Genomic DNA, 2,499 nt, shown 5'->3' on the forward strand with positions numbered 1-2,499 from the left:
ATGTCGGTCCACGATTCCGCGTGATGTCGGTCCAGTAGGTGAGGCGGGATAACCCCGCTACCGTGGCTCCTTTTTGTGAAGGGGTATTCGGTGGCGCAATTGAGGTTATCCGTGCGCAAGATTCGAGATGTTCTTCGCCTCAAGTTTGAGGCGGGTGTCGGCGAGCGGCAGATTGCCGACGCGCTGGGTGTGGCCCGTTCGACGGTGCAGGAGGCTCTGCGGCGGGCGCGGGAAGGCGGTGTCACCTGGCCGCTGCCGCCGGATATGGACGAGGTCGTGCTGCAAGCGCGGCTGTACCCGCACAAGGTCGCGGCGGCGACGATCCCGCTGCCCGATTTCCCGGCGATCCATACCGAGCTGTCGCGCAAGGGCGTGACGCGCACCTTGCTGTGGCAGGAGTACAAGGCGCGGCACGCGGACGGGCTCGAATACAGCGCCTTCTGCGACCACTACCGGGCCTGGACGGGTACGCAGGACGCGGTGCTGCGCCTGATCCACACGCCTGGCGACAAGCTGTTTGTCGATTACGCCGGCCAGACGATGGACGTGGTCGATGCGCGCACCGGCGAGATCCGCAGTGCCCAGATCTTCGTCGCCGTGCTCGGACATTCCAGCTACACCTACGCCGAGGCGACGTGGACCCAGACGCTGCCGGACTGGATCGGCGCCCATGTGCGCACGCTGGACTTCCTCGGCGGCGCGCCGCTGGCCGTCGTGCCGGACAATTTGAAGAGCGGCGTCACCCAGGCGCACCGCTACGACCCGGACATCAATCCGAGTTACCAGGACTTCGCGGAAGCCTACGGGATCACCGTGCTGCCAGCCCGGCCGCTGAAGCCGCGCGACAAGGCGGCCGTGGAGAACGGCGTACTCATCTGCGAGCGATTCATCCTGGCGCGCCTGCGCGACGTGACCTTCTTCAGCCTGGCCGGGCTCAACGATGCGATCCGCGCGCTGATCACCGAGCTGAATGCCCAGCCCTTTCAGAAGCGCGACGGCAGCCGCCAGAGCGTCTTCGAGTCGGTGGAGCGTCCTGCGCTGAAACCGCTGCCAGTCGATCGCTACGAATATGCGACCTGGAAAAAAGCCAAGGTGCATCTCGATTATCACGTCGAAGTCGAGCGCCACTACTACTCGGTGCCGCATGCCCTGATCGGCAAGACCGTCGAGGTGCGCCTGACGACGAGCACCATTGAAATCTTCCTGCACGGGCAGCGCGTCGCGGCGCACCTGCGCTCGGAGCTGCGGGCCAGCTTCACGACCCTCGCAGGCCATCGGCCCGAGCGCCATCAGGCCATTGTCGATCTGTCGCACGAGAAGCTGCTGGCCCGCGCTGAAGTCATCGGCCCGGCGACCGCCGGCGTACTGCGCGCCCAGGTGCTGGCACGCAAGCATCCCGAGCACGCGCTGCGCGCCAGCTTGGGGATTCTGCGTCTGGCGCAGGACTTCAGCGCCCTGCAGCTCGAAGCCGCCTGCCATCGCGCACTGCAGCTCAACAGCCCCAGCTACCGCGCGGTCCGGGCACTGCTCAACGCCCCGGCCACGATCACCCAGACCGAACTCTCGCTGTCCCTGCCCACGCACGCCAACGTGCGCGGGCCTTCGTACTACCACTGACAAGGAAAACCCAATGCTGCAACAACCGCTGCTCCAACAGCTTCAATCCCTGCGCCTGCGCGGCATGGCGTCTGCCCTCGAACATCAGCTCGCGGTACCCGACACCCTGGCCCTGTCCTTCGATGATCGCCTGGGCCTGCTGGTGCAACACGAGATTGCGGATCGCGCCAGCCAGCGGCTGCATCAGCGCCTGCGCTGGGCCAAGCTGCCGCAATCCGCCTGCCTGGAAGACCTCGACACCAAGACCCTCCGCGGGATCGATCGCGCCACACTGGCGCAGGTCACCGACCTGTCGTGGATCAGGCAGCATCTCAACGTGCTCGTCACCGGGCCCACGGGTGTGGGCAAGAGCTTCCTCGCCAGTGCTATCGCTCATGCAGCCTGCCGAGCGGACTACGCGGTGCGGGCTTACCGGCTGCCGCGCCTGATCGATGAGCTGACCAAGGCCGGCGCCATGCACAACCGCTCCAGTTTCTTCCGCGGCCTCGCCAAATTCGATCTGCTGGTCATCGACGATTTCGGCATCGCGCCCATCGCCGATCAGACCCAGCGCGATCTGCTCGAAATCCTCGACGATCGCTACGACAAGAAATCGACGATCCTCACCAGCCAGCTCCCGGTCGAGCAGTGGCATGCCTGTCTCGGCGATCCGACCCTCGCCGACGCCATCCTCGATCGCCTCGTCCACAACAGCTACCGGCTCAATCTCTCCGGCGATTCAATGAGAAAACGCAAGACCAAAAACACCGCCAGCACCACTGCGGATTGACACCGTCTCATCCCTTCAACAACAGTACATCCGTCCCGCTCACCACTGGACCGGCATCACGCGGAATCGTGGACCGGCTTGCGCCGGAACTCTGGACCGACTTCCGCGGAATA

At 65.1% G+C, this 2,499-nt stretch carries 2 protein-coding genes; both read left to right on the forward strand.

The annotated features are described in order from the left end of the window. The first annotated feature begins 90 nt into the window (after nucleotides 1–90). Nucleotides 91–1,617: an IS21 family transposase gene (istA, locus tag Q8M85_RS20685; RefSeq protein ID WP_305548208.1), complete on the forward strand. Its 1,527-nt coding sequence runs from the start codon at nucleotides 91–93 to the stop codon at nucleotides 1,615–1,617. 13 nt (nucleotides 1,618–1,630) lie between these two features. Then, on the forward strand, nucleotides 1,631–2,386 hold the full coding sequence (gene istB, locus Q8M85_RS20690; protein ID WP_305548212.1) for an IS21-like element helper ATPase IstB: 756 nt from the start codon (nucleotides 1,631–1,633) through the stop codon (nucleotides 2,384–2,386). The last annotated feature ends 113 nt before the right edge of the window (nucleotides 2,387–2,499 follow it).

Source organism: Tabrizicola sp. (genome assembly GCF_030694085.1).
Lineage (GTDB): Bacteria > Pseudomonadota > Alphaproteobacteria > Rhodobacterales > Rhodobacteraceae > Tabrizicola.